This window comes from Paraclostridium bifermentans (genome assembly GCF_964259345.1).
Classification (GTDB): Bacteria; Bacillota; Clostridia; order Peptostreptococcales; family Peptostreptococcaceae; genus Paraclostridium; species Paraclostridium bifermentans_B.
Map to the genome: position 1 here is coordinate 21,515 of NZ_CAXVJR010000006.1, position 25,022 is coordinate 46,536.

At 29.1% G+C, this 25,022-nt stretch carries 20 protein-coding genes; 17 read left to right on the forward strand and 3 right to left on the reverse strand.

Going from position 1 to position 25,022, the window contains the following annotated elements; all coding sequences use genetic code 11:
• Positions 1-90 precede the first annotated feature (90 nt).
• Both cls and ACEXNK_RS12530 read right to left on the reverse strand, forming a co-directional pair.
• Positions 91-1,548: a cardiolipin synthase gene (cls, locus tag ACEXNK_RS12525; RefSeq protein WP_373598884.1), complete on the reverse strand. Its 1,458-nt coding sequence runs from the start codon at positions 1,546-1,548 to the stop codon at positions 91-93.
• Between the two features lie 138 nt (positions 1,549-1,686).
• Positions 1,687-2,529, reverse strand: coding sequence for a formate/nitrite transporter family protein (locus ACEXNK_RS12530; RefSeq protein ID WP_373598885.1), 843 nt, complete (start codon positions 2,527-2,529; stop codon positions 1,687-1,689).
• Between the two features lie 561 nt (positions 2,530-3,090).
• Between ACEXNK_RS12530 and ACEXNK_RS12535 the strand changes: the two genes are divergently transcribed.
• The 11 genes from ACEXNK_RS12535 (at position 3,091) to rlmD (ending at position 17,056) form a co-directional block, all read left to right on the forward strand.
• Complete coding sequence (locus ACEXNK_RS12535) at positions 3,091-3,873, forward strand: formate/nitrite transporter family protein (RefSeq protein WP_373598886.1); 783 nt, start codon at positions 3,091-3,093, stop codon at positions 3,871-3,873.
• A 162-nt stretch (positions 3,874-4,035) separates the two neighbouring features.
• Positions 4,036-4,950, forward strand: a complete 915-nt coding sequence (gene murB / locus ACEXNK_RS12540) for a UDP-N-acetylmuramate dehydrogenase (RefSeq protein ID WP_373598887.1) — start codon at positions 4,036-4,038, stop codon at positions 4,948-4,950.
• A gap of 3 nt (positions 4,951-4,953) precedes the next feature.
• The gene (locus ACEXNK_RS12545; protein ID WP_373598888.1) at positions 4,954-5,667 is read left to right on the forward strand and encodes a PHP domain-containing protein; all 714 of its coding nucleotides are present in this window, start codon (positions 4,954-4,956) and stop codon (positions 5,665-5,667) included.
• A gap of 16 nt (positions 5,668-5,683) precedes the next feature.
• Entirely contained in the window at positions 5,684-6,541 is an 858-nt protein-coding gene (rapZ, locus tag ACEXNK_RS12550; RefSeq protein WP_373598889.1) for an RNase adapter RapZ, read from the forward strand.
• Positions 6,542-6,556: 15 nt separating this feature from the next.
• Entirely contained in the window at positions 6,557-7,666 is a 1,110-nt protein-coding gene (locus ACEXNK_RS12555) for a gluconeogenesis factor YvcK family protein (protein WP_373598890.1), read from the forward strand.
• Positions 7,667-7,730: 64 nt separating this feature from the next.
• Complete coding sequence (locus ACEXNK_RS12560; protein WP_373598891.1) at positions 7,731-8,156, forward strand: NUDIX hydrolase; 426 nt, start codon at positions 7,731-7,733, stop codon at positions 8,154-8,156.
• Between the two features lie 16 nt (positions 8,157-8,172).
• Complete coding sequence (gene whiA / locus ACEXNK_RS12565; protein ID WP_373598892.1) at positions 8,173-9,123, forward strand: DNA-binding protein WhiA; 951 nt, start codon at positions 8,173-8,175, stop codon at positions 9,121-9,123.
• A gap of 76 nt (positions 9,124-9,199) precedes the next feature.
• Positions 9,200-12,673 (forward strand): DNA polymerase III subunit alpha, encoded by a 3,474-nt coding sequence (locus ACEXNK_RS12570; protein ID WP_373598893.1) that lies wholly within the window; start codon positions 9,200-9,202, stop codon positions 12,671-12,673.
• A 177-nt stretch (positions 12,674-12,850) separates the two neighbouring features.
• Positions 12,851-13,810: a 6-phosphofructokinase gene (pfkA, locus tag ACEXNK_RS12575; protein ID WP_373598894.1), complete on the forward strand. Its 960-nt coding sequence runs from the start codon at positions 12,851-12,853 to the stop codon at positions 13,808-13,810.
• A gap of 17 nt (positions 13,811-13,827) precedes the next feature.
• Positions 13,828-15,588 carry a pyruvate kinase gene (gene pyk, locus ACEXNK_RS12580; protein ID WP_373598895.1) on the forward strand — a complete coding sequence of 587 codons (1,761 nt, stop codon included), beginning with the start codon at positions 13,828-13,830 and terminating at the stop codon, positions 15,586-15,588.
• A gap of 109 nt (positions 15,589-15,697) precedes the next feature.
• Entirely contained in the window at positions 15,698-17,056 is a 1,359-nt protein-coding gene (gene rlmD / locus ACEXNK_RS12585) for a 23S rRNA (uracil(1939)-C(5))-methyltransferase RlmD (RefSeq protein WP_373598896.1), read from the forward strand.
• A 174-nt stretch (positions 17,057-17,230) separates the two neighbouring features.
• On the opposite strand, the gene ACEXNK_RS12590 is transcribed toward rlmD, so the two are convergent.
• The gene (locus tag ACEXNK_RS12590) at positions 17,231-17,677 is read right to left on the reverse strand and encodes a hypothetical protein (RefSeq protein ID WP_373598897.1); all 447 of its coding nucleotides are present in this window, start codon (positions 17,675-17,677) and stop codon (positions 17,231-17,233) included.
• A 254-nt stretch (positions 17,678-17,931) separates the two neighbouring features.
• Here ACEXNK_RS12590 and ACEXNK_RS12595 point away from each other — a divergent pair, with 254 nt between their 5' ends.
• From ACEXNK_RS12595 to tig, 6 genes are all read left to right on the forward strand, one after another.
• Positions 17,932-18,867, forward strand: a complete 936-nt coding sequence (locus tag ACEXNK_RS12595) for a phosphoglycerate dehydrogenase (protein WP_373598898.1) — start codon at positions 17,932-17,934, stop codon at positions 18,865-18,867.
• Between the two features lie 115 nt (positions 18,868-18,982).
• Positions 18,983-21,004 carry an NAD-dependent DNA ligase LigA gene (gene ligA, locus ACEXNK_RS12600; RefSeq protein WP_373598899.1) on the forward strand — a complete coding sequence of 674 codons (2,022 nt, stop codon included), beginning with the start codon at positions 18,983-18,985 and terminating at the stop codon, positions 21,002-21,004.
• Between the two features lie 140 nt (positions 21,005-21,144).
• A complete protein-coding gene (gene rph / locus ACEXNK_RS12605) occupies positions 21,145-22,494 on the forward strand; it encodes a ribonuclease PH (protein WP_373598900.1) in 1,350 nt (449 codons plus the stop codon).
• A complete protein-coding gene (locus tag ACEXNK_RS12610; protein ID WP_373598901.1) occupies positions 22,494-22,964 on the forward strand; it encodes a YfcE family phosphodiesterase in 471 nt (156 codons plus the stop codon). The genes rph and ACEXNK_RS12610 overlap by 1 nt, the downstream gene beginning before the upstream one ends.
• 22 nt (positions 22,965-22,986) lie before the next feature.
• Entirely contained in the window at positions 22,987-23,508 is a 522-nt protein-coding gene (locus ACEXNK_RS12615; protein WP_373598902.1) for a DUF2179 domain-containing protein, read from the forward strand.
• Positions 23,509-23,651: 143 nt separating this feature from the next.
• Positions 23,652-24,938, forward strand: coding sequence for a trigger factor (gene tig / locus ACEXNK_RS12620; protein WP_373599079.1), 1,287 nt, complete (start codon positions 23,652-23,654; stop codon positions 24,936-24,938).
• The last annotated feature ends 84 nt before the right edge of the window (positions 24,939-25,022 follow it).

Below are 25,022 nucleotides of genomic sequence, written 5' to 3' on the forward strand. Positions count from 1 at the left end.
ATATTAACAGGATTAAGTTGTTTCAATAAAAAAGGCTATCTTGATATGGAATTTTATACCATTTAAAGATAGCCTTTTTATAAAATTTACTTATAAAACAGGTGATAACAATCTTGATATAGACTCTTTAAACCTTATTATTTGAGGTCTATTTTCATAAATTTCCTGTGTTATTTGAGTAGAATTTTTTATATCATTTTCAAAAATTAATTTTTGTTGGATTGCTATATCAGGACAATACATAAATGCATTAACTTCAAAGTTAAGTTCAAAACTACGTATATCCATATTAGCAGTACCTATAGAGCATATAGAATCATCTATAACAACTGTTTTAGAATGAAGGAAAGCATCTGTTCCATAAGTGTAAACTTTAGCCCCAGATTTAATAAGTTCTCCTGCATAAGAACATGTTGCCCAATAAACAAATGGATGGTCAGGCTTAGATGGTATCATTATTCTGACATCAACACCAGATAAACAAGCTATTTTTAGAGCATCTATTAAAGAGCTATTTAATATAAGGTAAGGAGATTGTATATATATATATTCCTTAGCCTTTTGAATCATTTTTAAATATCCATATTTTATTTCGTCTATTTCTGATAAATCAGGACCACTAGAAACTATTTGTATACCAACATTACCATCATATGGATTTATATCATCATTCATATATTTTGTGAAATCCATATCTTCATGTGTAGTATATCTCCAGTCCATCATAAATCTAAGGTTTAAGTCGTTAACAGCTGAACCTACGATTTTAGTATGAGTATCTCTCCAATAACCAAATTTAGGATCTTTTCCTAAATATTCATCTCCAACATTAAAACCACCAACAAATCCAGTTTCCCCATCTATTACAACTATTTTACGATGATTTCTATAATTTAAATTAAAGTTTATTAACTTTAGGAATGAAGGGAAGAAACCTCCGATTTTACCCCCAGCATCTTTAAAACGTTGAATTCCCTTTTTAGAAAAAAGTCTACTACCAACAGTATCATATAGAAGTCTAACTTCAACACCTTCAGAAATTTTATCAATAAGTATATTTAAAATTTCATTTCCAAGCTCATCATCTTTAAATATATAGAATTCTATATGAATATATTTTTTTGCTTTTTTTAGCTGAACTTTAAGCTCATCAAAGAACTCATATCCATCAGTGTAAATAGAAACTTTATTATTAGTAGTATACGGTGAGCTATTTAAAGTTGATAAAGCGTATATCATATCCTTATGATTTACAACTGTAGGCTCAAATTTTTCGGAGTATTGTAAAAAATCACTAGACTCAAGCATTCTACTTTTAAGTTTTTTATCTTCATCTTTTTTTAGCTTGAACATATTATATTTGTTCATACGTCTACCAAAGACAATATATAGAACAAAACCAGCAGAAGGAAGTATTGTTAGTATTAAAATCCAAGCAACTGTAGACTCAATACTTCTTCTTTCTCTAAAAATAAGATTTAACATAACTAAAAAGTTAATTAAATATATAGCGGTAACCATAAATTGATATGAAAAAATTTCAGACAAAATAGCACTCGCCTCCTTATAAATATATTTTAAATTAAATAATGATTACATTCGTTATAGCCATTATAGCAAAAAGATAAAAAATTAACCATATAAAAACCCCTCTTAAAACTTAAGAGGGGTTTAATTAATCTATTATTATTTTGAATCTTCTTTCATAAATAAGAAATAATAAGAACCTGCTATTATCATACCACCTAATATATTACCTATTGTAACAGGTAAGAAGTTGTGTAAGAATACATTTCCTATATTTAAACTTGCAACATCAGCTAAAGTTTTATGAGCTGCTTCTAAGTACATTGGATTTAATTTAACCATTAATCCAGATAATAAGTATCCCATGTTAGCAACAACGTGTTCTACTCCTATACATACGAATACGAATATACCTAACCAACCCATTATTACTTTTCCAGAAACAGATTTAGCAGCGTAAGTAGACCAAACAGTAGCACAAACTAATAAGTTACATACTATACCTGAAGCTATTGCAGCTACAAATCCTATATTTGCTTTTCCGACAGCAGTTTTTACAACAACACCACCGTATAAACCATGACTCCAATCAAATACTCCAGATTTAGCAACTAAAGCAGCAGCGAATGCAGCTCCTAATAAGTTACCGAACCAAACTAAAGACCAGTTTTTAGCAGTTTGTCCCCAAGTAACTTTTTTCTTTAGAGCAGCTAATGTGATTAATATATTACTTGTAAATAAATCTCCACCAGCGATTAATATAAGAACAAGTCCAGCAGGGAACATAAGCCCAGCTACCATTTTACCTAATCCGTAAGTTGCAGGGTTAGCTAATAAATTGTAAGATGCTGCTAGTGATCCTAAAGCACCTAAAGCTATGTACATTCCTGCTAAGAATGCAGAAACTAAAACTTTCTTAGTTGGAGTAGTAGCCTTTTTTATACCTGCATTAAGTGTATATTCAGCTACTTCAGCAGGTGTAAGCATTTTTTTGTCACTCATTTATAATTCCTCCCATGAAATAATAATAATTTGTCAAAATATTTATCATTTATTAATAACCGTAACAATTATACAATAAAATATTAACATTGTATACAAAAACCGTAATATAAAAATAAACTATATTAAAAATATTTAGATTCAAAAAATAGGTAAACGTATTTTACAAAAACAAGAAAAGCACATATATAAGTTGGTTTAATATAATATACTTAAATAGAATTATAATTTTTATGATATATATAATAAGTTGCAAAAGTATTTTAGAAAATATAAACTTAAATATATATAGAAGTTTAAAAAAATAAATGTTAAAAAATTACCAACAACATACCAAATACTGTAGTTTTAGTTAAAGCTAACTTAATATTCATCAATTCATGCAACATTTCAAGTAAATTAATTAATAATCTTTTTTATAAGCATCTTAAAGTAGTACGCGATTGCAAAAGCAATTAATAATTACAATAATATTCGAATTTAAAATTTAGAGGTAGATAATTCTAATCTAAATTTTAGATAAATTTAAAAATTTATTATAACTACTTAGGGGGTATAAATATGGATAGAAATTTTTTTACACCAGCAGAAGTGGCGAAAGCTACAGTTGATTCAAGCATAAAAAAAGCTGAGCTGTCTAATAAAAAATGTATTTTATTAGGAATACTAGCAGGAGTATTTATTGGATTGGGAGGATTAGGAAATATATTGATAAGCCAGACAATACCAGATGCTGGATTATCTAGATTTGCAGGAGCATGCATATTTCCAGTGGGGCTTATGTTGGTTGTTGTCTGTGGGGCTGAGTTATTTACAGGTAATAACCTTATGACTATGGGGGTCATGGATAAGAAGATAACAATAAAACAAATGCTTAGAAATTGGGGGCTTGTATATTTAGCAAATTTCATTGGATCTATTGTACTTGTACTACTTGTATTCTACGGAAATGTATTATCTGGGGAAGCTATAGATAAAGCTGTTAAAATATCTCAAAGTAAAGTGTCTTTAAGTATTATGCAAATGTTTATAAGAGCTATATTATGTAATGTGATAGTTGTGCTAGCTGTATGGTTTGCTACGGCAGCAAAAGATATAACAGCCAAAATGTTTGCATGTTGGTTTCCTATAATGTTGTTTGTTTTATGTGGATTTGAACATAGTGTAGCTAATATGTTTTTTATTCCATTAGGTATGATTTTAGGAGCCAATGTAGCTATATCTCAATTAATTATAAATTTAATTGTAGTAACTATAGGAAACATTTTTGGAGGGGCTATTGTAATACCATATATTTATTATAATTGTTATTTAAAGAAAGACAAAGTTAATCAATTTATATAATAAAGAAACGTTGATATTAATATCAACGTTTTTTAGACTTATTTCAAGGGTTTTGTATATTGTTATTTTGTTTTTTATACATTATTATAGTATATGTATAATTTTAAACTTAAATAAGTAGATAATAATGTGAATAAAGATAGTTAATTAGGAGGAAATATAATGGATAAGGAATTTATATATAAAGGCTTACTAAATATAGTGAATAAAGAGGATATATTTTTAGATGAACCAATGAAGAATCATATTTCATTTAAAGTAGGAGGGCCAGCAGATTTTTTAGTAAAACCTACAAATGAAGAACAAATAAAAAGCTTGGTTACTTTCCTAAAAAAAGAGAATATACCTTATATAGTAATAGGAAATGGATCAAACCTTTTAGTTAAAGATGGAGGAATAAGGGGTGTAGTTATAAAAATTGCAGATAACTACAATGAATTTAAAATAGATAATAAGACAGTATATGCTCAAGCAGGAGCACTACTTTCGTTTATGGGAAAAGCTATATTAAATAATAATTTAACTGGATTTGAATTTGCAGCTGGAATACCAGGTACACTAGGAGGAGCAATTGCAATGAATGCTGGAGCTTATGGTGGAGAAATGAAAGATCTAGTTAAGAACGTAAAGTTAATAGATACTGAAGGTAATATATTTGAACTTACAAATGAAGAAATGAATTTTAAGTATAGAAAAAGTATATTAAGTGAAAAGGATTATATAGTTTTATCAGCTACTTTAGAGTTAGAAGAAGGTAACCATGATGAAATAAAGGAATCTATGAGAGAGTTAACTAAGAGTAGAGTAACTAAGCAACCTTTAAATTTACCTAGTGCTGGAAGTACATTTAAAAGACCAGATGGATATTTTGCAGCAAAACTAATAGAAGATAGTGGGTTAAAAGGATTAACTTTAAGAGGGGCTCAAGTTTCTGATAAACATTCTGGGTTTATAGTTAATACTGGTGGAGCTAAAGCTAAAGATATAATAGATTTAATATATGTAGTTAAAAGTACAGTTTATTCTAAATTTGGAGTTACATTAGAAGAGGAAGTCAAGATATTAGGAGATGAATAATATATGAATATAATAGCTGATTATCATACACATACTATATATAGTCATGGAAAAGGTACTATTGAAGATAACGTAAAGGTAGCTATTGAAAAAAATATAAAAAAAATAGGAATATCAGATCATGGTTATAAACATATTGCATATGGAGTTAAATATGATAGTATAGCCAAGATGAGAGAAGAAATTGATATCTTAAATGATAAGTATAAGAATATAGAAATATTATTAGGCATGGAATGTAACATTTTAGATGATAAAGGTAATATAGATATGGATGAAAAAATTTTAGGAATGTTAGACTATACTATGGCAGGATATCATTTTGGATCAATGCCTTCATCTATAAAAAGTATGTTTAATCATACATTTAATTATCTAAAAATAAAAAAATATTGTAGAGATTATAATACTAGAGCTGTTATAAATGCTATAAAAAACAATAATCTTTTTATAGTAACGCACCCTGGAGATAAAGGTGATGTATACATTGAAGAAATTGCAAAAGCAGCTATAGAAAATGATACTTTTTTAGAAATTAACTCACATCATGGATATTTAGGTGTTGAGCAATTAAATAAGATAAAAGATACTGGTGTTAAGTTTATGATTGGATCTGATGCACATAGACCTGAACATGTTGGAAACTTTGAAAAAGCTATAAAAATAGCAAAAGAAGCAAATGTAGATTTTAATCTTATAAAAAATATTGAACTTTAAGAAGGGGGTATACATTATGAGGTTTATAATAGTAACGGGATTATCTGGGTCTGGAAAAAGTGAAGCAATGAAGTCTTTAGAAGATATTGGCTTTTACTGTGTAGATAATTTGCCACCAACCCTTATAACTAAATTTGCAGAATTGTGCTATCAAGGAAGTTCAGATATAGATAAAGTAGCACTTGGAATAGATATAAGAGGTAGAGAGTTTTTTAAAACTTTAAATGAAAGCTTAAATCAGTTAGAAAAAGAGAATTATAAATATGAAGTTCTATTTTTAGATTGTGCAGATGATATTTTAGTTAAAAGATACAAAATGACTAGAAGAAATCATCCATTAGCTAAATCTACACAAATAACAGAAGGAATAAAGGAAGAAAGAGAAATTCTTAAAACATTAAGAGATAAGGCAGATAGTATAATTGATACTAGCAATATGAAACCTAGGGATTTAAAGGAAGAGGTAAGTAGGTTATACTTAGAAGGAGAAGAAAATCCTAAATTAACAATATCTGTGGTATCATTTGGATTCAAACACGGAATTCCTATAGATGCAGATTTAGTATTTGATGTTAGATTTTTACCAAATCCATATTATATAGAAGATCTAAGACCTAAGACTGGAGATGACCAAGAAGTTAGAGATTATGTAATGGACTCTGAAATAAGTAAGGAATTTTTTACAAAATTACAAGATATGATTGATTTTTTAGTACCTAACTATATAAAAGAGGGAAAAAATCACTTAGTTATTGCTATTGGATGTACAGGCGGAAGACATAGATCAGTTACGATTTCTAATTTAATATATGATGATTTAATTAAAAAGGGATATAGAGTTGTAAAAAAACACAGAGATTACACTCTTAGATAAAATATGGAGGGAAATATGACATCAGTAATGATTTTTATAGGGTTAGCAGGATGGATTTTTTTGCTAGTAGCAGTATATTTATACTTTAAAGAAAAAAAAGAAAATAAGTCTAAAACTATAAAACTTAATATAAAAGAAGAAAAGCCAAAGGTTGTTGTAATAGGAGGAGGAACTGGGCAATCAGTTTTTTTAAGAGGTTTAAAACACTATACTCCTAATATAACAGCTGTAGTTACAGTTGCTGATGATGGAGGAGGGTCAGGTGTTCTTAGAGAAGACTTAGGAATGCTACCTCCAGGTGATATAAGAAACTGTTTGTTATCGTTAGCAAATATAGAACCGACTATGAGCGAAGTTATGAAATATAGATTTACAGAAGGTGCTTTAAAGGGACAGAGTTTTGGAAATCTTTTTCTAGCTGCTATGAATGGAGTCTATGGGAATTTTGAAACAGCGGTTTATAAAATGAGTGAAATATTTGCAATAACAGGTAGAGTATTACCGGTAACTTTAGAAGATATAAATCTAATAGCGCATTTAGAAAATGGAAATTCAGTAAAAGGTGAATCTAATATACCAAATCAGGTAAGAAGCCAAAACACTAGGATAAGTCGTATTAAGTTAGAACCAGAAAATGCAGAGCCACTAGACGAAGTTATAAAATCTATATATAATACAGACATAATTGTAATAGGACCGGGAAGCCTATATACAAGTATAATGCCTAACTTATTAGTTGGAGGTGTAGTAGATGCTATAAGAAATTCTAAAGCACCTAAATTATATATAGCTAACATAATGACTCAGCCAGGTGAAACAGATAATTATAATGTTGTAGATCATATAAAAGCTATAAATAAGCATTGTGGAGAAAATATTATTGATATAGTAATAACAAATAATGAAGTATTACCTAAACCTGTATTTGATATATATAATAAAGATGGTGCAAGCCAGGTATTATTGGACCAAAATCAAAAACAAATACTAGAAAGTATGGGAATAAAAGTTATAGAATGTAATTTAGTAGAGATAAAGAGCAACTATATAAGACATGATGCAGATTATATATCTAGTATAGTTGTTAATTTGGCACTAAGTCATAATTATGGCAATGAGAAGTAAAAAAGGATTTTAAAAATTTATGTAGAAATCCTTATTATTATGTTATTTTAAGGAGTGAACACCAATGAGAGAAGAGGTTAGTGCCGGGGGCGTAGTACTATTTGGTAATGCAGTACTCTTACTTAGAAAATTTAACGGAGATTGGGTATTACCTAAAGGAAAAGTTGAAGCTGGAGAAAATAAAGAAGATGCAGCTCTTAGAGAAGTTTTAGAAGAGACGGGAGTAAAAGCGGATATATTAAAGTATTTAGGTGAGATACATTATACTTTCAAGGAAAATTGGGATGAAAATAGAGCAGTTCACAAAACTGTTTACTGGTATTTGATGCAAGCTAGAAGTATGGATACTATACCTCAGAAAGAAGAGGGATTTATAGATGCTAAGTTTGTTCATTTAGATAGAGTTGTTGACTTAGCTAGATATGATGATGAAAAAGAAATTATAAAAGTTGCTTTAGATGAAATTAAAAAAAGATTAAAAAAGAACTAATTAAAGGTGATGAAAGATGTCTTTTTCAGCGGAAACAAAAAATGAGTTAGCTAGAGTTTTTTCAAAAGATAAATGTTGTAACATAAGTGAGTTAGCTGCAATAGTTAGATTGGCAGGTAGTATACAAATTGCTGGATATAGAAAACTAAATTTAAAAATAAGTACAGAACTTAATTCAACTGCAAGAAAAGTTTTTAAATTACTAAAAAGTAATTTTGGAATTAATACAGAGATTTCAGTAAATAAAAACCAAATGCTAAAGAGAAATAATAGTTATGTACTTATGGTAACTAGTGATATGGGTGCTGAAAACCTATTGAGAGAATTAGGAATATTATCGCAAGGAGAAGGATTCTTTACAATGAATAAAGTTCCTGAAAATCTTATTAAAGATAATGAGTGTGTTAGAGCATTTATAAGAGGTGCATTTTTAGGTGGAGGGTCTATTAGTGACCCAGAAAAAAATTATCACTTAGAATTTGTAACTAATAATGAAGAATTTGCAGAATCTTTAAAAAATCTTATAAATTCATTAGGATTTAACTCTAAAACAGTATCTAGAAAAAGTAACTATGTAGTTTACTTAAAAGAAAGTGAACAAATATCAGATTTATTAAATATAATAGGAGCACACCAAGCTCTATTAAGCCTTGAAAGTACAAAAATAGTTAAAGAAATGAGAAATAATGTTAACAGGATAGTTAATTGTGAAACTGCCAATTTATCTAAAACTGTTAATGCAGCAGTTAGACAAATAGAGAATATTAAATACATTGAAGAAAAAGTAGGTTTAAGTTACTTACCAGATAATCTAAGAGAAATAGCATTTCTAAGAATTGAAAATGAGGACTTAACTTTAAAAGAATTAGGAGAGATGGCAACTCCTGAGTTAAGCAAGTCAGCAGTAAATCATAGATTAAGAAAAATAGAACACATAGCACAAGATTTAAGGGCGAAGTATGAATAAGAGGCATTAAGCCTCTTTTTTGATTAAGAACTATTTATTGTGGTAAAATTATTTTTATAAGTAGGAGGTGAGGTCTTTGAGCAAAGATTTTGTTCATTTACATGTTCATACAGAATATAGTTTACTAGATGGATTTTCTAGGATAAAAAACTTAGTAAGTAGAGCTAAAGAATTAAATATGAGTGCTGTTGCTATAACTGACCATGGATGTATGTTCGGAGCGATAGATTTTTTCAAAATAGCAAAAGCAGAGGGGATAAAACCTATAATTGGATGTGAAGTATATACGGCACCAAGAAGCATGACAGATAAAGATCCTAATTATGATAAATCTCAAGGACATTTAGTACTTCTAGCAAAAAATATGGAAGGGTATCAAAACCTTATAAAGTTAGTATCAAAGGCATATGTACAAGGGTTTTATTATAAACCTAGAGTTGATATAGAAGAATTAAAAAAACATAGTGAGGGAATTATTGCATTATCAGCTTGTTTAGCAGGAGATGTATCGCAAGCTCTAATGAATAGAAATTATGATAAGGCTAAATCTATAGCTTTAAAATACAAAGAAATTTTTGGACAAGAAAATTACTATATAGAAATCCAAGATCATAATTTACCGGAACAAAAAGAAGTAAATGCTGAACTAATAAAATTATCAAAAGAAATAGATGTAGGGTTAGTTGCTACTAATGATATTCATTATGTTAGAAAAGAAGATTCGAAGATACATGATATTTTAATGTGTATTCAAATGGGGAAAACTGTTGATGATCCAACTAGAATGAGATTTGGAAGTGATGAGTTTTATTTAAAATCTAGAGAAGAGATGGAACTAATTTTTCCAGACGTACAAGAAGCTTTAGATAACACAGTTAAAATTGCAGAAAGATGTAATGTTGAATTTGATTTTAATACAATACATTTGCCTCAATATGATGTTCCAGAAGGTTATACAGCAAGAGAGTATCTTAGAATGTTATGCTTTAAAGGACTAGAAGAAAGATATAATACTCCAACAAAAGAAATAACAGAGCGATTAGAATATGAACTAAGTGTAATTGAGAAAATGGGGTATGTAGAATACTTCCTTATAACATGGGATTTTATAAATTTTGCAAGAGAAAATAATATAATGGTAGGTCCTGGTAGAGGAAGTGCTGCAGGATCAATCGTATCATATACATTATATATTACAGATATAGACCCTATAAAATATTCTTTATTATTTGAAAGATTTTTAAATCCAGAACGTGTATCTATGCCCGATATAGATATAGATTTTTGTTATGAGAGAAGAGAAGAAGTTATTGATTACGTAAAACGTAAATATGGAGAAGATCATGTTGCACAAATAATAACTTTTGGAACAATGGGAGCTAAAGCAGCAATAAGAGATGTTGGTAGAGTTCTAGACATTGGATATAACAAAGTTGATAAAATAGCAAAAGAAATACCTTTTGCATTAGGTATGACAATAGATAAAGCTTTAGATACTAATCCAAATTTAAGGAATTTATATGAGGAAGATAGTGAAACTAGAGAGGTAATAGATGTTTCAAGAAAGATAGAAGGTATGTTAAGGCATGCATCTACACATGCAGCAGGGGTTGTTATATCGAAAAAGCCAATAGATGAGTATGTACCATTATATAAACATCAAGATGCAATAACCACTCAATTTACTATGACTACATTAGAAGAACTTGGTCTGTTAAAAATGGACTTTTTAGGTCTTAGGACTTTAACGGTAATAAGAGATGCTCTTGATTTAATAGAAAAAAACCATGGTGTTAAAATTAATTTCTCCAATATGGAATATGATGATCCTAAGGTTTATGAATTACTTTCTTCAGGAAATACACTAGGAGTATTCCAACTAGAAAGTGCTGGTATGAGAAGTTTCATGAAGCAATTAAAACCAGATAATTTTGAGGATATAGTGGCAGGAATATCACTTTATAGACCAGGACCTATGGACTCTATACCTAGTTATATAAATAATAAAAATAATCCAGAAGAAGTAACATATTTACATGAAAAACTAAGACCAATAATGGATGTAACTTATGGATGTCTAGTATATCAAGAGCAAGTTATGCAGGTTGTTAGAGATTTAGGTGGATATAGTTATGGGCGTAGTGACTTAGTTAGAAGAGCTATGGGTAAGAAAAAGATGGATGTAATGGAAGAAGAAAGACAGTACTTTATACATGGTAAATTAGATGAAAATGGAGAAACTGAAATAAGAGGATGCGTACGAAATGGAGTTCCAGAAGATATAGGGAATAAAATATTTGATGATATGATAGACTTTGCAAAATACGCATTTAATAAATCTCATGCGGCGGCATATGGGGTATTATCGTATGAAACAGCATATTTAAAAGCACATTACCCAGTAGAGTTTATGGCAGCATTAATAACAAGTGTAATGGGAAATACTGATAAAGTTGTAGAGTATATAAGAGAGTGTAACAACCTTAAAATAGATGTATTAAAACCAGATATAAATAAAAGTTATCCAAAGTTTTCTGTTGAAAATAACAGTATAAGATTTGGGTTAGCGGCAGTAAAGAATGTTGGTATTAATGTATTAAATAATATTATTGCAGAAAGAGAATCTGGAGGCGAATTCAAAGATTTTAATGAGTTTTGTAAAAGATTAGACTCAAAGGATTCTAATAAACGTATAATTGAAAGCCTTATAAAATGTGGAGCATTTGATGAGATGGGTGACAATAGAGCTAGCTTGCTATTAGGATATGAGAAACTTTTAGAAAGTATATCTATGGATAGAAAGAAAAATTTAGCAGGACAAGTATCGTTATTTGATGCATTTTCTATGGATGAAAATTTAAGTAATGATATACAGAATATGTATACTTTGCCGAAAGTAAAAGAGTTGGAAGAAAAAGAAAGATTATATTTAGAAAAGGAAGTTTTAGGTCTTTATGTAAGTGGGCATCCATTGTCTCAGTATAAAGAAAAACTAAAGAAAAATACAACTATCAATAATGCAGACATAAATGATATAAAAGAAGATTATGTTAATTATCTAAATTTAAATGAAAAAGAAGTAACAATGGGTGGAATAGTAGTTAATAAAACTATAAGAACTACAAAGAGAAATGACCTTATGGCGATAATTGAACTAGAAGATTTATATGGAGTTATCGAGGTTATTGTATTCCCTCAAATTCTTCAAAAGTACAATACTGTAATACAAGAAGATAAAATTCTATATATAGAAGGAAGATTAAGTATAAAAGAAGATGAAAATGCAAAACTTATAGCTAGAGAAATAAGAGACATGAATGATGAAAAACCTACTTTATATTTAAAAGTAAAATCTATAGAAGATAAAGACTTAGTGAATGATCTTATATCTGTAGCAACAAAATATCAAGGAGACAATGATATATACATTTATGCAGAAAACATAAAACAAATGTATAAATGGAATCATATAAAGGTTAATATAAATGAAAATTTAATTAAAGAGTTGGAAAATATTTTACCAAAAACAAGTATAAAAATAAAAATTTAAGCTTATTTAAAATTTTATTATATAAAAAGATAGCGGAACTATGTTATAATAACAAAAAATAGATAGTTTCGCTTCTATTGAATTTTTTTAATCTTACTGGGATGAAAAAATAATATAGGGACGATAAAAGTCCCTGTATTTGATGAAAATATATTAATCAACTAGGAGGTAATTATAATGAAAACTATAGGAATATTAACTAGTGGAGGAGACGCACCTGGTATGAATGCAGCTATAAGAGCTGTTGTTAGATCTGCAATATACTATGGATGCAAAGTTTATGGAATAAATAGAGGATACAAAGGATTAATAGAAGAAGATATTCAAGAAATGAATTTATCTTCAGTTGGAGATATAATACATAGAGGTGGTACAGTATTAAAGTCATCTAGATGTGAAGAGTTCAAAACAGAAGAAGGACGTGCTATAGGTGTAGAAGTACTAAAAAAATATGGAATAGAGTGTTTAGTAGTTATTGGAGGAGATGGATCTTTCCATGGAGCTCAAAAACTAAGTGAACTAGGATTCCCAGCAATAGGAATACCTGGAACTATAGATAACGATTTACCATATACAGACTACACTATAGGATTTGATACAACAATGAATACAATAATAGATGCTATAGGTAAAATAAGAGATACATCTTCGTCTCATGAAAGGGTTAACATTGTTGAGGTAATGGGAAGACACTGTGGAGACTTAGCTTTATATGCAGGTCTTGCTGGTGGAGCTGAAACCGTTATAGTACCTGAAGTTGACTTCAAAGTTGAAGATGTATGTAAGAGATTAAAAACTACTCAAAAAAGAGGAAAAAGACATAGTATAATAGTTTTAGCAGAAGGTGTAGGAAATGCTAAAGAACTAGGTGATAAGATAGTAGAACATACAGGTGCTGATTTAAGAATAACAGTATTAGGTCATGTACAAAGAGGTGGAAGCCCAAGTGCATTTGATAGAATTCTTGCAAGTAAAATGGGAGTACGCGCTGTAGAATTACTATTAGATGGAAAATCAGCTAGAGTAATAGGGACAAAAGATAATAAAATAATAGATATGGATATACATGAAGCATTAGCAATGGAAAGAAAATTTGATGAAGAAACATATGAAATGGTAAAAATATTATCTATATAAATTTAGGAGGATCTAACATGTTAAAAGGGATAAAAAAGACTAAAATAGTTTGTACACTAGGACCTGCATCACAAAGTGAGGAAGTTTTAACTCAACTTGTAGAAAATGGGTTAAATGTTTGTAGATTTAACTTCTCACATGGTTCTCATGAAGAGCATAAAGAAAGATTCGATATGGCTAAAAAAGTTAGAGAAAAATTAAATAAACCAGTAGCTATATTATTAGATACTAAAGGTCCAGAAATAAGAACTGGAAACTTTGATGAACCAGAGGTTTTATTAGAAGAAGGACAAAAGTTTACTATAACAATGAAAGATGTTATGGGGACTAAAGAAATATGTACAGTAAGCTATAAGGGACTTGCATCAGATGTAGAGCCTGGAGATACTATATTAATAGATGATGGATTAGTTGGACTTAGAGTTGAAGATATAAGTGGAGATGATATACACTGTGTTGTTGAAAACTCAGGTATAGTTAAAAATCATAAAGGAGTTAATGTACCAGGTGTAAAAATAAACTTACCAGCATTAACAGATAAAGATATAAGTGATATAGAATTTGGTATATCTCAAGGCATAGATTACATAGCAGCTTCTTTCGTTAGAAAAGCATCAGATGTTTTAGCAATAAGAGAAGTTCTAGAGAGAAATAATGCTACAGATATACAAATAATATCTAAAATAGAGAACCAAGAAGGTGTAGATAATATAGATGAAATATTAAAAGTTTCTGATGGTATAATGGTTGCTAGAGGAGACTTAGGAGTTGAAATACCAACAGAGGAAATTCCTATAGCTCAAAAAATGATGATAAGAAAATGTAATGAACTAGGAAAACCTGTTGTAACAGCTACACAAATGTTAGATTCTATGATAAGAAATCCTAGACCTACAAGAGCAGAAGTTACAGATGTTGCAAATGCTATATATGATGGAACTGATGCAATAATGTTATCAGGAGAAACAGCAGCAGGTAAATACCCTGTAGAAGCAGTTAAGACTATGGCTACAATAGCTAAGAGAACAGAAGAAACATTAAATTACAATGATTTATTAAAGAACAAAAAACTTAACGGAGTTAATGTTACAGATGCAATAAGTCATGCAACTTGTACTACAGCTATAGATTTAAATGCTTCAGCTATAATAACATCAACATCTTCAGGACATACAGCTAGAATGGTATCTAAATTTAGACCAGCATGTCCTATAATAGCAGCTACAAATGATGATAAAGTTATGAGAAGATTAGCTTTAACTTGGGGAGTATATCCTATAATAGCAGAGGAAGCAACTAACACAGATGAAGTTGTAGAAAATTCTATAGATGCAGCTAAAAAAGCTTCATATTTAGAAAATGGAGAATTAGTTGTTATAACAGCTGGAGTACCAGTAGGAGTAAGTGGAACTACTAACTTAATAAAAGTACATGTTATAAGCGAAGAAATAACTAATGGTATAGGTGTAGGTAACAAGACTGCAGAAGGTAGAGTTAGAATAGTTAAAAATCCAGCAGAAGTTTTAGACTTTGAAGAAGGAGATATAATAATAAGTCATATGACGGATGCTGATATGAATGCATATATAGAAAAATGTTCAGCTATAGTTACAGAAGATGGTGGAATGACATGCCATGCTGCTATAGTTGGTATAAATTTAGATAAACCAGTAGTTGTTTCAGCTAAGAATATAACAGAGTTAGTAAAAGACGGAGATATTATAACTGTTGATGCTGCAAGAGGTGTTATATACAGAGGATCAACTAGAGTATTATAATAAAAAATTGAAAAAATGACGCTATATTTAAGATAGGGGCTTTATAAGCTCCTATTTTTTTGATAAAATAAGTTTTTGTAGTTAATTATTATGTTCGGAGGAAAAGCCTATGTTATTAAAAGACAGAGAGTATATAGTAGACATTGTTGATATAGGGCAAGGTGGAGTAGGAATTGGTAAATATGATGGATTTACTGTATTCGTAGATGGCGGATTAATAGGAGATAAATTAAAAGTAAAAATAAACAAATCAAAAAAAAATTATGCAGTTGCTGATATTGTAGAAATAATCGAAAAATCACCATTTAGAGTAAAAAGAGAATGCTCAGAACACCTAGCTAATTGTGGAGGATGTCAAATACAAGAATTAGATTATGAAAAACAATTAGAAATAAAAACAAATGAAGTAAAGCAAACAATAATTAGAATAGGTAAGCTAGATAATGTTTTAATTCACCCCACATTAGGTATGGAAAATCCTTTTAGATATAGAAATAAAGCTCAATTCCCAATACAAAAAGCTAATGGTAAAACAGTTATAGGATTCTATAAAAAGAAAAGTCATGATGTTATACCAACAGATACTTGTATAATTCAACATGATGTAAATGATAAAATAATAAAAATAATAAAAACATATATAAAAGCATATAACGTAAGTTTATATGATGAAAAAACTCATACAGGTGTACTAAGACATTTAGTTACTAAAGTTGGATTTAAAACTAAAGAAGTTATGGTCATATTAGTTGCGAACGGAAAAAAACTACCATACTTAAATGAACTAGCATCTGTATTAAAAGAAAATGTTCCAGGGTTCAAGACACTAGTTGTAAATACTAATAGAGAAAAGACAAATGTTATATTAGGAAAAGAAAATAAAGTTATATATGGAAATGGAAAAATAAACGACTATATAGGAGATTTGGTATTTGAGATATCTCCATTATCATTTTTCCAAGTAAATCCTTTACAAACAGAAGTTTTATACAATAAAGCATTAGAATATGCAGAGTTAAAAGAGAATGATACGGTATTTGATATATATTGTGGAATAGGAACTATATCTTTATTTTTAGCACAAAAAGCTAAAAAAGTTTATGGTGTAGAAATTGTAGGAGATGCTATAAAAGATGCTAATATAAATGCAAAACTAAATAACTTAGAAAATACGGAGTTTTATGTAGGTAAAGCAGAAGAGGTAGTGCCTAAGTTATATAAAGAAGGAAAAACTGCAAATGTAGTAGTTGTAGATCCTCCTAGAAAAGGGTGTGAAGAATCTGTACTTGATACTATAGTTTCAATGGAGCCGGATAAAGTAGTATATGTATCATGTAATCCTTCTACATTAGCAAGAGACTTAGCTTATTTAGATGAAAAAGGATATGTATGTAAGGAAATTCAACCTGTAGATATGTTCCCTCACACTATGCACGTAGAATGTGTTGCAAAGTTAATAAAAAAGTAAAACTTATAGTTGCGAATAAATGATGAGTCTGCTACTATTAAAGTGTAAAGTATAAGTGATAAAAAAACCATGAAGGTTTATAGACCTTCATGGTTTTTTTGTTTAATTTATGTACAAAACATAACTCTATTATAGATAGACTTTAAAACTATCTATTCCCTTTTATTAAAGATGCTAGATGGCATCTTTTTCTTTTGTTAAAAAGTTTAAATTACTAGGACTTAATTTGTTACTGAAAAATTTGCAAAAAAACTTTAAAAAGATTAAATCATTGAAATTGCTATCTAGTAGTATATAACTAGGGAATCCTATACAAATACAATCGCTAAGAGCTTTTATATCATAACTCAAGCTAGATTCGTTAAATATTTCTATGGAACCTAGTATAGAAAAGTCTTTATAAGTATCTTCAGGTGAAGATATAGAATTTATATATTTTATAGCGCTACCTTCCACTAAAAAATATAAATAGTTAGGGAAAGTTGACTTTAAAGCTATAAATTCATTTTTATTAAAACAATGAAGCTCAAGTTTTTTTATTGAGGAAGAATCAAAAATACTATTAATGTTATATTTATTTATATAATGATTTAATGTACTATCATGATGCAATTTTAACATACAATCACCCCTGTATAATTTAAATTTACATATTTAATATTGTTAACAAATTTTAAATATATAAACTTATAAAAAATAAATATTTGGATAACATAAAAGTAGATAAATACACAACAGCACCTCAGTTAAGCAAAATCTGATAAGTGTATTTATATTAAATAGATTAAAGTCCTTTAATTATAATATTATAATTAAAGGACTTTTATTTTTATAAATAAAATATAATATAACTATAAAAATTGGGAGGGATAAATATGAAATTACTAGTTACAAATAAATACAGTGATGCTGAAATAAAACAAATAACAGATTTAGGGTATGAAGTTATATACATGAAAGAATCAAAGGCTATTGTAAATGATAATATAAAAGATATAGAAGTGTTAGTAGGGTATAATCCGTTTAAAAGTCTAGATATATCTAAATTAAAAAATTTAAAATATATTCAGTTAAGTAGTGTAGGAATAGATCAAATTCCCAAAAGTGAAATTATAAAAAACAATATAAAGATTTGTAATAATAAAGGAAATTATAGTATTCCAATGGCTGAGTACATAGTGATGTACATTTTAAATGTATATAAAAACTCTAAAAAAATGTATGAGCAACAAGGAAGATCATACTGGAAGTTAGATATAGAATTAGAAGAGTTAACTAATAAAAAGATAGGATTTATAGGAACTGGTACTATAGCACAAAATGCAGCAAATAGATTAACTACATTTGGAGTTGAGATTTATGGAGTTAATACAGATGGAAGAAGTATTGAAGGATTCAAGCAGTGTTTCTCAACTGCATCAATTGATAAAATGTTAGAAATATGTGATGTAGTAGTCATTACCGTTCCATCAACAAAAGAAACTATTGGAATGATAGATAGGTATAAAATAAAAAAAATGAAAGAAAAATCGGTTCTTATAAATGTTGGTAGGGGTAATATAATAAATGAAGAAGATTTAATAGATAATATAGATAAGTTTAAAGGAGTATGCCTAGATGTATTTAATAAAGAGCCTTTAGATAAAGAAAGCCCTTTGTGGAAATTTGATAATGTAACAATAACTCCACATAACTCATGGATATCAGATAAAAATAGAGAAAGAACATTCAAAACTATATATGAAAATTTAAAAAGATATATAAATAATGAAAAGCTTAAAAATATTATTGAGGTTGAAAAAGGATATTAGACAAAATGTTAAGCTATAATTATAAAAAGCAAATTATGGTATACTAAGATATAATTAATTCTAAAATAGGCAAATATACAAGCAATACTTTTGACTTTTATAAGAGGTGATATATATGAATGTAAAAAATAGAATAGATGAATTGATAGATTTAATAAACTATCATAGTGATAAGTACTATAATGAAGATTCTCCAGAAATATCAGACTTTGAATATGATAGTTTGATGAAAGAGCTAATTAAACTAGAAGAAGAAAATCCAGAATTTAAAAGAGTAGATTCACCTAGTAGTAGAGTAGGGGGAAAACCTCTTGATAAATTTAAGCAAGTAACACATAAAATTCCAATGCTTAGTTTATCTAATGCATACTCAGCACAAGATTTAAAAGATTTTGATAAAAGAGTAAAAGAATCTATAGGAAATAGTGTAGAGTATGTGGTGGAGTTTAAAATAGATGGGCTATCAGTAGGATTAACATATAATGATGGGATTTTTACTACAGGTGCAACTAGAGGAAACGGAGTTATAGGAGAAGATATTACTCAAAATTTAAAAACAGTAAAAACCATTCCGTTAAGAATAAATGATAATGAAGAAGTTGTTGTTAGAGGAGAGGTTTACATCTCTAAAGATAATTTTGAAAAGATAAATAAACAACAAGAAGAAAATGGACTTCAACTATTTGCAAACCCAAGAAACTTAGCTGCAGGAACTTTAAGACAATTAGACTCTAAATTAACAGCTAAAAGACCATTAGATATATTTATATTTAACTTAGAGTACACACAAGATACTAAGTTTAAGACTCATAGTGAATCACTGGAGTATTTAAATGGATTAGGATTTAAAGTAAGTCCTAATTATAAAGTATGCTTAAGCATAGATGAGGTTATAGATCATATTGAATACTGGACTAAAAATAGATCAGACCTTTCATTTGAAATAGATGGTATGGTTATAAAAGTTAATGACTTAGAAAAAAGAGAAGAGATGGGGTATACAGCAAAAAGTCCTAGATGGGCTATAGCATATAAGTTCCCTGCCGAGCAAAAAAAGACCAAGCTTTTAGATATAATTGTTGAGGTAGGTAGAACAGGAACTATAACTCCTACAGCAATTTTAGAACCAGTTAGATTAGCAGGAACTACAGTTTCTCGTGCTACTTTACATAATGAAGACTACATAAATGAAAAAGATATAATGATAGGAGATACTGTATTAGTTCAAAAAGCTGGTGATATAATACCTCAAGTCGTAGAAGTTGTAAAAGAAGAAAGAACAGGCAATGAAGTGAAATTTAAGTTACCAGATAAGTGTCCAGTATGTTCTGAACCAACTGTAAGATTAGAAGGTGAAGCTGCTGTAAAATGTATAAATATGAGTTGTCCTGCTCAAATAAGAAGAGGAATAATACACTTTGCGTCTAGGGATGCAATGAATATAGAAGGTTTAGGAGAATCGATAGTAAGCCTACTTTTAGATAATAATATAATAAAGGACATAGCTGATTTATATTATATTAAAAAAGAAGATTTAGTTAATTTAGAGAGAATGGGAGAAAAATCAGCAGGGAATCTAATTAATGCAATAGAAAAATCAAAAGAAAATGATTTATATAGATTAATAAATGGACTTGGGATTAAATACATAGGGGTAAAAGGAGCAAAAGTATTAGCTAAAAGCTTTAGTGATATAGATGAAATAATAAATACAACTTCAGATGATTTAATAAATTTAGAAGAGTTTGGAGAAATTATGGCTAATAGTGTTGTCCAGTTTTTCAAAGAAGAAAAGAATATTGAAGTAATTAATAAATTAAGATCAGCTGGTGTCAATATGAGTTCTATAACTTCAGACAATGAAGATATAGAGAGTATATTTGAAGGAATGAAAATTGTTTTAACAGGAACATTACCGACATTAAAAAGAAATGATGCTAAAGAAATGATAGAAAAAAGAGGGGGAAAAGCAACATCGAGCGTAAGTAAATCAACAACATTTGTACTAGCTGGAGAAGAAGCTGGGTCAAAGTTAACGAAAGCTAATGAATTAGGTATAACAGTAATCGATGAAGCTAAGTTTTTAGAACTTTTAGAACTTAACTCTAAGGATGAAGTTGAAATGAAGATAAAGTAAGAAATAGTGCGAAAAATATCTTAATAAATTACTACTAATTACTTTAAAATGGTGCTAAGATATTATAGTAAATATTATTAAAATTTGTTCGGATAATTTATAATCAAAAAATTTATGGAAATTTAAGTGAGGTAAGATATATGACAAGAATTGATGGTAGAAAAAATGATGAAATAAGACCTATTAAAATAACTAGAAATTTCACTAGATACGCTGAAGGGTCTGTGCTGATAGAAATGGGAGAAACTAAAGTTATATGTACAGCATCTATAGAGGATAAGGTTCCTCCATTTTTAAGAAATAGTGGAACTGGATGGATAAATGCAGAATACTCTATGTTACCAAGATCAACACACCAAAGAAAAATAAGGGAATCTTCAAGAGGGAAAGTTGATGGAAGAACACAAGAGATACAAAGATTAATAGGAAGAGCTATTAGATCTGTAATAGATTTAAATAAAATAGGAGAAAGAACTATTTGGGTAGACTGTGATGTAATTCAAGCTGATGGTGGAACAAGAACGGCTTCTATAACAGGTGCATTTGTTGCAGTTGCTGAGGCTATATACTCTTTATATGAGAAAAAACAAATAAAAACATTACCTATAAGAAACTTTGTATCAGCTATAAGTGTAGGTATAGTAAATGGTGAACACATACTTGATTTATGTTATGAGGAAGATTCTAATGCACATGTAGATATGAATGTTATAATGACTGACAAGGGTGAATTTGTAGAAGTTCAAGGAACTGGTGAAGAGTCACCATTTAGTAGAAAAGATTTAAATGCACTACTTGAACTTGGGGAAAAGGGAAATAAAGAGCTTATAAAAGCACAAAGAAAAGCATTAGGAAAAATAGCTAGTGAAGTTTTAGGAGAAGAAGAACCAAGTGAGATTGTTATAGCTACAAATAATGCACATAAATTAGAAGAAATATCAGCTATATTAGAAGATTTTAATTGTGATATATATTCATTAAAAGATGTAGATTTAGACGGAATAGAAATAGTAGAAGATGGACACACATTTGAGCATAATGCGTTAATAAAGGCTAGAACTATTGCTAAAGCTACAAATATGGTTGCGATAGCAGATGATTCAGGGCTTGAAGTTGATGCACTTGGTAAAAAACCAGGAGTTTACTCAGCTAGATATGCAGGGGAAAATGCAACTGATGAGCAAAATAGAGAAAAACTTGTAAAAGCTATGAAAAATGTGCCTATGAGTCAGAGAACAGGAAGATTTGTTTCAGCTATAGCAGTAGTATTCCCTAGTGGAAAAGAGTTTGTTGTAAGGGGTACTTGTGAAGGGACAATTGGTTTTGAAGAAAAAGGAAATAATGGATTTGGATATGACCCTCTGTTTATAGTAGATAATTACAATAAAACATTTGGAGAATTACCTAGTTCAGTTAAAAATTCTATCAGTCATAGAGCGAATTCATTAAAACTTATGAAAGATGAATTTAATAAAAGGATAGTGAAATAATGAAAATAGGGGTAGTAAGTGATACACATAGAATGAATAGATTTATAGACAAAGCAATACCTTATTTGAAAGAGTGTGATTTGATTATACATGCTGGAGATAATTTTGTAGATTCTAAATATATTCACAATATGACTAACGTAGGTATCATGGCAGTAAGAGGAAATTGTGATTTTGAAAATGTGGAAGAAGAGTTAGAATTTGAAGTAGAAAATAAAAAGTTTTTTATATGTCATGGGGATAGATATGGTGTTAAATATGGACTTTATGACTTGGAAAAAAAGGCTGAATCTATAGGAGCAAATATTGTCGTATTTGGACATACGCATACACCTTTAATAAAAGAAAAGAACAATATAATTTATATAAATCCTGGGAGTACATCACTTCCAAGAGGAGTAAACTATAGAAGTTTTGCTATACTAGAGATAAGTGATGACAATGTGAGTGTTGAAGAGGTAAGGTTATAATGAATTTGGGGGGATAAGGTAAATGGAATTTATATTGGGGTATTTACTCATATTTGTAGCTAAATGCTCAGATGTTACATTAGCGACAATCAGAACTATATTTGTAGTAAAAGGAAAGAAAAAACTTGCTTTTTGTATTGGTTTTTTAGAGATATTGATTTACCTATTCGCAATGGATAAGGTATTAGGAGATATGGGAGATCCTATAAAAGTTATATCTTATGCATTAGGATTTTCAACAGGAAATGTAGTTGGAATTTGCTTAGAAGAAAAATTAGCAATAGGTCTAATAACTGCACAAGTATTTACTGGTGAAGATGTAGATGATTTTGCAGAGTATTTAAGATTAAATGGATTTGGAGTAACTGTAATAGAGGGTAAAGGACGTGAAGGAATAAGATATATACTACAAGTTGTACTAGATAGAAAACACCTTCAAAACTTCCAAAAAACTATAAATGACTATGATTCTCGAGCATTTGTGGCAGTAGCTGAAATAAAGAATGTTAGAGGAGGCTATTTTGGTAGAAATACCATGAAATAGGTATTTATGATAGTTGCTTCAGATTAATGGAACACTTGTAAATAAAAAAAAGAATGTGTTATAATAAAATAGTAAAATTATAGTAATGAAAACTAGTATACTATATATATAAAAGAATACATAATCATAGGAGGATTAGAATGATGAAAGCAGAATTACTTAAGAAAGAAGGTAACAAAGTTACTTTTAAAATAACAGTTGATAATGATAAATTTGAAGGTACAGTAACAAAAGCTTACAACAAAAACAAAGGTAAGTTTAACATACCAGGATTTAGAAAAGGTAAAGCACCTAAGCAAATAATAGAATCTCAATATGGAAAAGGAGTATTCTATAACGATGCTATAGATATGTTATTCCCAGAAGTATACCCAACAGCTTTAGATGAGTTAAACATAGACCCAATAGATAGACCAGACTTAGACATAGAAGAAATAAGCAAAGACAATGGGTTAGTTATGGTTGTTAACGTAGAAGTTAAACCAGAAGTTAAACTTGGAGAGTATAAAGGTATAGAAATAGCAAAACCTGACTATACTGTAAGTGAAGAAGAAGTAAATGTAAGATTAGATGATATGAGAAATAAAGCTTCTAGATTAGTAGATGTTGAAGGTAGAGCTATAGACAGTGGAGATACAGCTATAATAGACTTCGAAGGATTTGTAGATGGAGTTGCATTTGAAGGTGGAAAAGGAGAGGACTATAGCTTAGTTATAGGATCAAACACATTCATACCAGGATTCGAAGAGCAATTAACAGGTAAAAACAAAGGTGAAGAAGTAGAAGTAAACGTTGAGTTCCCAGCTGAATACCATGCTGAAAACTTAGCAGGAAAGCCAGCAACTTTCAAAGTTACTGTTAAGAATATACAACGTAAAGAATTACCAGAATTAAATGATGAGTTTGCTGCTGATACAACAGAATTCAATACATTAGATGAATTAAAGAAAGATTTAAGAACTAAAGTAGAAGAAGAAGCTAAAAATAGAGCAGAAGCTGAAATGAAAAATTCTTTAGTTGAAAAAATATCTGAAGGTACTGAGTTAGAAGTTCCAAATGCAATGGTTGAAACTCAAATAGACAATATGTTAATGGAACTTAACTACCAATTACAATACCAAGGATTACAATTAGAGCAGTTATTACAAATGACTGGAAGATCAATAGAAGAATTAAGAAATGAAAAGAGAGAAGAAGCTACTAAATTAGTTAAATCTTCTTTAATATTAGAAGCAATAGCTAAAGCAGAAAACGTAGAAGTTTCAGAAGAAGATGTTGATGCAGAGGTTGCTAAAATGGCAGAAATGTACAACATGGATCTTGAAAAAATAAAATCAATGATGAAGCCAACTGACTTAGAAGATATAAAAGGTCAATTAAAAATAAGAAAAACAATAGATTTATTAGTTGATAGTGCTAAATTAGTTTAATCATTATTAAGTATATTTCATACAGTAGCTGTTACAGCTACTGTATATTGTATATATAGATAATTATGATAGGGGGTATAATCC

Bases quoted from the DNA above. Each gene is read 5' to 3' on its own strand.
- ACEXNK_RS12530 (WP_373598885.1), bottom strand. From the start codon at position 2,529: ATGAGTGACAAAAAAATGCTTACACCTGCTGAAGTAGCTGAATATACA.
- ACEXNK_RS12535 (WP_373598886.1), top strand. From the start codon at position 3,091: ATGGATAGAAATTTTTTTACACCAGCAGAAGTGGCGAAAGCTACAGTT.
- murB (WP_373598887.1), top strand. From the start codon at position 4,036: ATGGATAAGGAATTTATATATAAAGGCTTACTAAATATAGTGAATAAA.
- ACEXNK_RS12545 (WP_373598888.1), top strand. From the start codon at position 4,954: ATGAATATAATAGCTGATTATCATACACATACTATATATAGTCATGGA.
- rapZ (WP_373598889.1), top strand. From the start codon at position 5,684: ATGAGGTTTATAATAGTAACGGGATTATCTGGGTCTGGAAAAAGTGAA.
- ACEXNK_RS12555 (WP_373598890.1), top strand. From the start codon at position 6,557: ATGACATCAGTAATGATTTTTATAGGGTTAGCAGGATGGATTTTTTTG.
- ACEXNK_RS12560 (WP_373598891.1), top strand. From the start codon at position 7,731: ATGAGAGAAGAGGTTAGTGCCGGGGGCGTAGTACTATTTGGTAATGCA.
- whiA (WP_373598892.1), top strand. From the start codon at position 8,173: ATGTCTTTTTCAGCGGAAACAAAAAATGAGTTAGCTAGAGTTTTTTCA.
- pfkA (WP_373598894.1), top strand. From the start codon at position 12,851: ATGAAAACTATAGGAATATTAACTAGTGGAGGAGACGCACCTGGTATG.
- pyk (WP_373598895.1), top strand. From the start codon at position 13,828: ATGTTAAAAGGGATAAAAAAGACTAAAATAGTTTGTACACTAGGACCT.
- rlmD (WP_373598896.1), top strand. From the start codon at position 15,698: ATGTTATTAAAAGACAGAGAGTATATAGTAGACATTGTTGATATAGGG.
- ACEXNK_RS12590 (WP_373598897.1), bottom strand. From the start codon at position 17,677: ATGTTAAAATTGCATCATGATAGTACATTAAATCATTATATAAATAAA.
- ACEXNK_RS12595 (WP_373598898.1), top strand. From the start codon at position 17,932: ATGAAATTACTAGTTACAAATAAATACAGTGATGCTGAAATAAAACAA.
- ligA (WP_373598899.1), top strand. From the start codon at position 18,983: ATGAATGTAAAAAATAGAATAGATGAATTGATAGATTTAATAAACTAT.
- rph (WP_373598900.1), top strand. From the start codon at position 21,145: ATGACAAGAATTGATGGTAGAAAAAATGATGAAATAAGACCTATTAAA.
- ACEXNK_RS12610 (WP_373598901.1), top strand. From the start codon at position 22,494: ATGAAAATAGGGGTAGTAAGTGATACACATAGAATGAATAGATTTATA.
- ACEXNK_RS12615 (WP_373598902.1), top strand. From the start codon at position 22,987: ATGGAATTTATATTGGGGTATTTACTCATATTTGTAGCTAAATGCTCA.
- tig (WP_373599079.1), top strand. From the start codon at position 23,652: ATGAAAGCAGAATTACTTAAGAAAGAAGGTAACAAAGTTACTTTTAAA.